Here is a 7177-nt window from a genome sequence, read left to right as displayed (position 1 = left end):
CCGGCAGCGACGCAGGTCCTCACCCTGCCGCCGGCCGCGCCGCCGCCGCCGGCGACGGACGGCCGGATCCGGCCCGGCAAGATCGAGTACGTCACCGTCCCCGGCAGCCCAGCCGTACGGCGTCAGCCGCCGTCTCCCGCCGAGCAGCAGCAGCCGGCCGCCGCGGGTTCGCCGACCGCGCGCTACGAGGAGGCGATGACCGCCTCGACGCTCGGCATGGACATGTACTCCTTCGCGCCACCGCCGGACCAGGCCGACCGCACCCCGAACGGCCTGAAGAAGCGAGCACCGCGGGCCCGCAAGGAAGCGTCGGCACCCGCTCGGTCCGCCGGCGCGGTCCCCACCCGGACGGCCGAGCGGCCCGCCCCCGTCAGCGACTCGCCGGACGAGGTGCGCGCCCGGCTCACCGCCTTCCGCAGCGGCATGCAGCGCGGCAGCAACGACGCCACCGACCGACCATGACCGCCGCCCCTCCCCACCCCCGCGACGAGGCCGAAAGAAGTTCCCATGAGCGTTGACACGTCTGCCGACCGGCACCAGTTCAACTGGCTGCTGGGCAACTTCGTCCACCAGACCGACGGGGTCCGCGACGCGGTCGCGGTGTCCTCCGACGGCCTGCTGATCGCCAGCTCCGACGGGCTGAGCCGGGCCGAGGCCGACCATCTGGCGGCGATCGTGTCGAGCCTGGCCAGCGTGGCGCGCAGCGCCTCCCGGCGCTACGACTTCGACGGGCTCAAGCTCATCATGATCGAGATGCGGCGAGGCTTCCTGCTGGTGTCGGTCATCGCCGGCGGCAGCTGCCTGGGTGTCGTCGCGGGCGGCGACAGCGACGTGGGTCTCGTCGGCTACGAGATATCCCTGTTGGCGGAGAGGTTCGGCGCCCTGCTCACCCCGGCGCTGATCTCCGAGTCCCGGCAGTACCTACCCCGATGAGTCACCGGGGGGAGTGGGGGCCGGACCCTCGCATGATCCCGTACGCGGAGCCGGTCGTGCCCTCCCATCGGGAGCCCCCGCCCGCGCCGGCCCACGCGGCCGCGGAACCGGGTGACGACCTGGTCGTCCGCCCCTTCATGCTGACCGGCGGGCGCACCCGCCCGCTGCACGACGGGCTGCGGATCGAGACCCTGCTGCACGCGGCCCCGGCCGCGCTGTCGGCTCCGCTGCGCTTCGAGTCGCGGCGCATCGTCGAACTGTGTCAGGCACCGATGTCCATCGCGGACCTCTCGGTGGCTCTGCGGGTGCCGCTCGGCGTGGTCCGGGTCATCGTCGCCGACCTGGTGACGGACGGCTACCTGCGGATCGAGGAGCAGCTCGGGGAGCTCCCCATCGCATTGATCGAGAGGATCAGGGATCGTGTTCGGGCGCTCTAGTGAGCCGGCGCCGCTGCCGCCGGTGGCGGTCAAGATCGTCATCAGTGGCGGTTTCGGTGTCGGCAAGACCACCTTCGTCGGTGCCATCTCGGAGATCGAGCCGCTGGTCACCGAGGCCGAGATGACCGAGCGGTCGATCGGCATCGACGACACCTCGGCGGTGTCGGGCAAGACCACCACCACGGTGGCCCTCGACTTCGGCCGCATCACCCTCGACGACGCGCTGCTGCTCTACCTGTTCGGCACGCCCGGGCAGGACCGGTTCGCCTTCCTCTGGGACGACCTGGTCGACGGCGCGCTGGGCGCGATCGTGCTGCTGGACACCCGTCGCATCGAGGACTGCTTCCCGGCGATCGACTACTTCGAGGAGCATGACATCCCGTTCCTGATCGGGGTCAACACCTTCGACCAGTCGCAGCGCTTCGACCTCGAGGAGGTCCGCGACGCGCTGGGCATCGACCCGAGCGTGCCGGTGCTGGAGTGCGACGCGCGCTACCGCGAGTCGGTGAAGCACATCCTGGTCGCCCTGACCGAGGAGGTCCTGGCCAAGCGGCTGAGCCGGGAGCGGCCGGTGCCGACGTGGTGAAGCCGCTGATGACTGTGAAACGGAGAACGATGCGCGCACGCACCGCGGCCGCCCTGGTGAGCGTGCTGGCCCTGACCGCCTGCGGCAACTCGTCCGAGGCGATCGTCGCCCCGCCCGGCGTCGAGCGCACCCCGTGCGGCACCGTGTCGATCGCGGTGAACCCCTGGGTCGGGTACGCCGCCAACGTCGCGGTGGTGAGCTACCTGCTCAAGCAGGAGCTGGGCTGCACGGTGGTGGAGAAGGACCTCACCGAGGACGCCTCGTGGGAGGGCCTGGCCAGCGGCGAGGTCGACGCCATCCTGGAGAACTGGGGTCACGACGACCTCAAGAAGACCTACATCGACGACAAGAAGGTCGCGGTCGAGCAGGGTCTCACCGGCAACAAGGGCGTCATCGGCTGGTACGTGCCGCCGTGGATGGCCAAGGAATACCCGGACATCACGAAGTGGAAGAACCTCAACAAGTACGCCGACAAGTTCAAGACGAGCAAGTCCGACGGCAAGGGTCAGCTGCTCGGTGGTGACCCGTCGTTCGTCACCAACGACGCGTCGCTGATCAAGAACCTGAAGCTGGACTTCTCGGTGGTCTACGCGGGCAGCGAGGACGCGCTCATCGCGGAGTTCCAGCGGGCCGAGAAGGACAAGAAGCCGCTGATCGGCTACTTCTACACGCCGCAGTGGCTGCTGTCGGAGATCAAGCTGGTGCACATCCCGCTGCCGATCTACAAGCCCGGCTGTGACTCCGACCCCAAGACGGTGGCGTGCGACTACCAGCCGTACGACCTCGACAAGATCGCCCGCAAGTCGTTCGTCGACTCGGGCAGCCCGGCGGCCGACCTGATCAAGAACTTCCGGTGGACCAACGACGACCAGAACGAGGTCGCCCGGGACATCACCGTCAAGAAGCTGTCCCGCGACGACGCGGCCAAGCGCTGGCTGGACGCGAACCGCGCCACCTGGCAGGAGTGGCTGCCGGCCCGCTGAGCACCGATCGGCTGAGGGGCGGGATCACGTGGTGGCCGAGTGTCCATCGCACGGTCCCGCCCGCCACCCTGGTTACGTGGCGCGGCGCCGGACGAGCAGTCGCAGCGCGATCAGGAGCGCGAGCACCAGTCCGACCCCGGCCACCGCCAGAGCCTGACCCGCCAGCCCGACGATGACCCCCATGCCGACGCCGGCCGCCACCGCGCCGGCCACTGCCGCCGCAATCACAGCCCGGGGCCGCGGCGCGATCCCCTCGTACTTACCGCCGATCGTCGCGAGCAGCGGCAGCAGCGCCAGGCCCAGAGCGGCGATCGCCGTCCACACCAGGTGTTCGAGCTCGCCGGTCCGGCTCGGGCTGAAGGCGAGGAGGCCGGCCAGCAGCGCGAAGCCCGCCACCCCGAACGCGGGGCCGGCGAGCAGCAGCGGACGGATCCAGGCCGGGCCGAAGTGCTGGTCGAGGCGCCGGACCGCCGGATGTTCCGGGTCGAGCTTGCGCGCCTGCCGGAGCAGCGTCCGGGCCTGCGCGGTGTCCCGGTCCGCCTGGATCAGGCCGAACGCGAGCAGGGTCAGCGCCTCCACGTCGTCCGGCCGCAGCCGCACCGCCTCGCGGGCGTCGTCCCGCAGGTCCGGCCACCGCTGCAGGGAGAGGTCGGCGACGGCCCGCATGCGGTAGGCGATGCCGTTGTCCGGCTCGATGGCCAGGGCGCGGTCGGCGGCCTCGATCGCCGCCGGCCAGTCGTCCGCGCCGATCAGCGCGCCCGCCAGCCGGTGCCAGGCCTGGGCGTCCTCGGGATGGTCGTCGAGGTGCGCGCGCAGCACCGGCAGCGCCGCGGCGTACTGCCCGGACTCGACGAGCTGCTTGGCTCGCGCTACGGCGTTCTCGGTGGTGTCCAAGCGCACACCATAGTGGTCACCACCGGCCGGGCTCAGGGTGAGGGGCTCGGGGCCGGCCTGGGGGAACCCGGCCGGTCGCAGGCCACGCCGACGGCGAGCAGGCCGAGCAGGCTGGTGAGCAGCAGGACAGCGACGGCGAGCTCCACCTTGTCGCGCCGGCGGACGTGGTGTCGCGGCCGGACGGGCTCGGGGTCGTACCATGAGGATTCCGACACCGGTCCAGTCTCGCGGCGGCCGCCGCCAGGGTCGATCGGTGAAAGAACCAAAAAGATCTGACCTATTTCGGCGCGACTCGGCCGACCGTTCGCTCGTTGGGCTCTGGTTCCATGGTCGGATGGATCAGACGGCCCTGCTCGCGGCCGCCCGCTCGGGCGACGCCGACGCCTTCGGGCGGCTCGTCGGCGGACACCGCGCCGAGCTGCTCGCACACTGCTACCGGATGCTCGGCTCGCTGCACGACGCCGAGGACGCCCTGCAGGAGTCGCTCGTGCGGGCGTGGCGCGGGCTGTCCACGTTCCGGGCCGGTGCTCTGCGGCCGTGGCTCTTCCGGATCGCCACCAACCGTTGTCTCACCCTCATCGAGCAGCGGGCCCGGCGGGAGCTGCCCGCCGACCTCGGGCCGGGGGCGCCGCTCACCGAGGTGGCCTGGCTGGAGCCGTACCCGGACCGGCGGCTCGGCCCGGCGGCGACCGCCGAGCAGCGGGAAAGCATCGGGCTCGCGTTCGTCGCCGCGCTGCAGCATCTCTCCGGGCCGCAGCGGGCCGCGTTGCTGCTGCGTGAAGTGCTCGGCTTCTCCGCCGCCGAGGTCGCGGCCCAGCTCGACACCACCGTGGCGGCCGTCAACAGCAGCCTGCAACGCGCCCGCGCCGCCCTGGCCGAGCGGCGGCCCGCGCCCGGCGATCCGGTCCCGGAGGACAAGATCAAAGACCTGGCTGACCGGTACGCGTCCGCGTGGCAAGCCGCGGACGTCGACACGATCGTGGCCCTGCTGACCGACGACGCCACGTACTCGATGCCACCGCTGCCCGAGTGGTACCGCGGCCGGCCAGCTGTCCGCGAGTTCCTGCTGGCCGGCCCGTTGCAACACCAGTGGCTTTTCCAGCCCGCGCACGCCAACGGTCAGCTCGCCTTCGGCACCTACCTGTGGGACGAGAAACGGCAGGCGTACGTCTGGGCCGGGCTCGATGTGCTGCGGCTCGACGGGACGGAAATCGCCGAGGTGGTCTCGTTCCTCACCGACGGGTTGCACCGCGAATTCGGTCTGCCCGATGAGTTCGCGGCCCGGCCCGGGTTGTAGAGGGGAGAGAGAAGGAGACGACACATGATGCTCGACGGCAGAACAGCGATCATCTACGGCGGCGGCGGATCCATCGGCGGTGCGATCGCCCGGGCGTACGCGGCCCAGGGCGCCCGGGTCTTCCTGGCCGGCCGGACCCGCGCCACCCTCGCCGCGGTGGCCGGACCGATCGGTGCGGAGATCGCCGAGGTCGACGCCCTGGACGAGCGCGCGGTCGACGCGCACGCCGATGAAGTAGCCGCGGCCACCGGCGGGATCGACATCTCGGTCAACGTGATCGCCGACAGCGACGTGCAGGGTACGGCCATGGTCGACATGCCGGTCGAGGACTACCTGAGCCCGGTCGTCACCTCCGTACGCTCGAAGTTCCTGACCGCCCGGGCCGCCGCCCGACACATGAAGCCCCGGCGCGCCGGGGTGATCCTGACCTTCGGTGGTTCGGGCGACCGCACCGCCGCGGGCCGGTATCAGCTCGGCGGCCTGGTGACCGGTTTCGAGGCGATCGAGGCGATGCGCCGGCAGCTCGCCACCGAGCTGGGCCCGTACGGGATCCGGGTCATCACCCTGCAGACCGGCGGCGTGCCGGAGGCGATCCCGGCGGCCTTCGAGGGTCGCGCGGCGATCGAGGCGGAGCTGACGGGGCAGACTCTGCTCGGCCGCACGGCGACCCTCTCCGACGTCGGACAGGTGGCGGTCTTCGCCGCCTCGGACTGGGCCCGCACGATCACCGGCGCCGCCCTCAACATGACCTGCGGCGCCGTCCTGGATTAAGGCTAGGCCGCCTGGATCAGGGACACCGCGAAGAGGTTCGCCGGGTCGGTCCAGAAGTGTCGCAGGGCGAAGCCGGCCGCGGCCAGCTCGGCGGACAGCCCGTCCCGGCGGAACTTCGCCGAGATCTCGGTGCGCAGCTCCTCGCCGGCGGCGAAGTCCACGGTCAGGTCCAGATCGCGGATGTGCACGCGCTGGGCCGAGCCGGCCCGCAGCCGCATCTCGATCCATTCCTGCTCGGCGTTCCAGAGCGCGACGTGGGCGAACGCGTCCACGTCGAAGTCGGCGCCGAGCCGGTGGTTGACCACCCGCAGCACGTTGCGGTTGAACTCGGCGGTGACCCCGGCCGCGTCGTCGTAGGCGGGCACCACGACCGCCGGGTCCTTGACCAGGTCGGTGCCGAGCAGCAGCCATTCGCCGGGTTGCAGCACGGCCCGCAGCCGGGACAGGAACTCGGCGCGTTCGGCCGGGACCAGGTTGCCGATGGTGCCGCCGAGGAACGCCACCATCCGGTTGTCGCCGTCCGGGATGTGGCCCAGGTGCCGGGTCAGGTCACCGACGACGCCGCGGACCGCCAGCCCGGGGTAGCGCACCGCGAGCCGGTCGACGGCCTCGCCCAGCGCGGACGCCGACACGTCGAGCGGGACGAATGCGCCGAGCGTGCCGTGTGCGAGCAGCGCGTCCAGCAGCAGCACCGTCTTCTCCGAGGAGCCCGAGCCCAGCTCGACCAGGGTCTTGGCCTCGGTGATGCGGGCGATGGCGGCGGCGTGCTCGGTAAGGATCGCGCGTTCCGTACGGGTCGGGTAGTACTCGGGCAGCCGGGTGATGTCCTCGAACAGCTCGCTGCCCCGGGCGTCGTAGAACCATTTCGGGGGCAGCCACTTCGGGGTCGCGGTCAGCCCGGCGGCCACGTCGCTGCGCAGCGTACGGTCGAGGTCCTGATCGTCGAGATGGATCTCCAGCGCGCTCATGATCTCCCTAAGACGGTGATGTCCAGACCGGACGGGGTGGCGACGAGCAGACTGCCGTCCGGCACGGCTTGCCAGGCCGGGCCGGGATCCAGGGGTTCGGAGCTGACCAGCACGGATGTCGGGCCGGTGCGCACGGACAGGGCGTGGCCGGCGGTGCTGGCGACGATCTGCTGCCCGTCGGTGAGCAGCAGGTTGAGCCGGGAGCCGGGCGCGGCCGTCGAGACCTCGACGACCGTCTCGGCCAGCGCCCGCGGGGCCGGCACCCCGGACCGCAGCCGGTCGCGGACCAGCGCCCAGAGCAGCGCCGC

The 7177-nt window shown here is 71.6% G+C and carries 9 protein-coding genes and 2 pseudogenes; 7 read left to right on the top strand and 4 right to left on the bottom strand.

What is annotated here, in order from left to right; genetic code table 11:
- From AB0C29_RS25865 to AB0C29_RS25845, 5 genes and pseudogenes are all read left to right on the top strand, one after another.
- A pseudogene (locus AB0C29_RS25865) lies at nucleotides 1-462 on the top strand (hypothetical protein); the annotation flags it as partial.
- Between the two features lie 45 nt (nucleotides 463-507).
- Nucleotides 508-933 (top strand): roadblock/LC7 domain-containing protein, encoded by a 426-nt coding sequence (locus tag AB0C29_RS25860; protein WP_125804641.1) that lies wholly within the window; start codon nucleotides 508-510, stop codon nucleotides 931-933.
- A 32-nt stretch (nucleotides 934-965) separates the two neighbouring features.
- Nucleotides 966-1370 carry a DUF742 domain-containing protein gene (locus tag AB0C29_RS25855; RefSeq protein ID WP_360824967.1) on the top strand — a complete coding sequence of 135 codons (405 nt, stop codon included), beginning with the start codon at nucleotides 966-968 and terminating at the stop codon, nucleotides 1368-1370.
- The gene (locus tag AB0C29_RS25850; RefSeq protein ID WP_360547038.1) at nucleotides 1351-1956 is read left to right on the top strand and encodes an ATP/GTP-binding protein; all 606 of its coding nucleotides are present in this window, start codon (nucleotides 1351-1353) and stop codon (nucleotides 1954-1956) included. Before AB0C29_RS25855 ends, AB0C29_RS25850 begins: the two co-directional genes overlap by 20 nt.
- A gap of 29 nt (nucleotides 1957-1985) precedes the next feature.
- Nucleotides 1986-2939, top strand: a complete 954-nt coding sequence (locus AB0C29_RS25845) for an ABC transporter substrate-binding protein (protein ID WP_360824964.1) — start codon at nucleotides 1986-1988, stop codon at nucleotides 2937-2939.
- A gap of 72 nt (nucleotides 2940-3011) precedes the next feature.
- Here AB0C29_RS25845 and AB0C29_RS25840 read toward each other — a convergent pair whose 3' ends face one another.
- Together AB0C29_RS25840 and AB0C29_RS25835 are read right to left on the bottom strand one after the other, a co-directional pair.
- Nucleotides 3012-3833, bottom strand: coding sequence for a tetratricopeptide repeat protein (locus AB0C29_RS25840; protein WP_360824961.1), 822 nt, complete (start codon nucleotides 3831-3833; stop codon nucleotides 3012-3014).
- A 32-nt stretch (nucleotides 3834-3865) separates the two neighbouring features.
- Entirely contained in the window at nucleotides 3866-4048 is a 183-nt protein-coding gene (locus AB0C29_RS25835; protein ID WP_360824957.1) for a hypothetical protein, read from the bottom strand.
- Nucleotides 4049-4167: 119 nt separating this feature from the next.
- Between AB0C29_RS25835 and AB0C29_RS25830 the strand changes: the two genes are divergently transcribed.
- The gene (locus AB0C29_RS25830) at nucleotides 4168-5130 is read left to right on the top strand and encodes an RNA polymerase subunit sigma-70 (RefSeq protein WP_360824954.1); all 963 of its coding nucleotides are present in this window, start codon (nucleotides 4168-4170) and stop codon (nucleotides 5128-5130) included.
- 24 nt (nucleotides 5131-5154) lie between these two features.
- Nucleotides 5155-5901, top strand: coding sequence for an SDR family oxidoreductase (locus tag AB0C29_RS25825; protein ID WP_360824951.1), 747 nt, complete (start codon nucleotides 5155-5157; stop codon nucleotides 5899-5901).
- A 2-nt stretch (nucleotides 5902-5903) separates the two neighbouring features.
- Here AB0C29_RS25825 and egtD read toward each other — a convergent pair whose 3' ends face one another.
- Both egtD and AB0C29_RS25815 read right to left on the bottom strand, forming a co-directional pair.
- The gene (egtD, locus tag AB0C29_RS25820) at nucleotides 5904-6869 is read right to left on the bottom strand and encodes an L-histidine N(alpha)-methyltransferase (protein WP_360824948.1); all 966 of its coding nucleotides are present in this window, start codon (nucleotides 6867-6869) and stop codon (nucleotides 5904-5906) included.
- A pseudogene (locus AB0C29_RS25815) lies at nucleotides 6866-7177 on the bottom strand (ergothioneine biosynthesis protein EgtC); the annotation flags it as partial. The pseudogene AB0C29_RS25815 and the gene egtD, both read right to left, overlap by 4 nt.

This window comes from Actinoplanes sp. NPDC048791 (genome assembly GCF_040650095.1).
Lineage (GTDB): Bacteria > Actinomycetota > Actinomycetes > Mycobacteriales > Micromonosporaceae > Actinoplanes.
Note: the sequence above shows the minus strand (reverse complement) of the source record. Positions and strands in the feature narration are given on the sequence as shown.

Coding starts and splice junctions, on each gene's coding strand:
- AB0C29_RS25855 (WP_360824967.1), top strand. CDS start 966: ATGATCCCGTACGCGGAGCCGGTCGTGCCCTCCCATCGGGAGCCCCCG.
- AB0C29_RS25825 (WP_360824951.1), top strand. CDS start 5,155: ATGATGCTCGACGGCAGAACAGCGATCATCTACGGCGGCGGCGGATCC.
- AB0C29_RS25830 (WP_360824954.1), top strand. CDS start 4,168: ATGGATCAGACGGCCCTGCTCGCGGCCGCCCGCTCGGGCGACGCCGAC.
- AB0C29_RS25845 (WP_360824964.1), top strand. CDS start 1,986: ATGCGCGCACGCACCGCGGCCGCCCTGGTGAGCGTGCTGGCCCTGACC.
- AB0C29_RS25860 (WP_125804641.1), top strand. CDS start 508: ATGAGCGTTGACACGTCTGCCGACCGGCACCAGTTCAACTGGCTGCTG.
- egtD (WP_360824948.1), bottom strand. CDS start 6,869: ATGAGCGCGCTGGAGATCCATCTCGACGATCAGGACCTCGACCGTACG.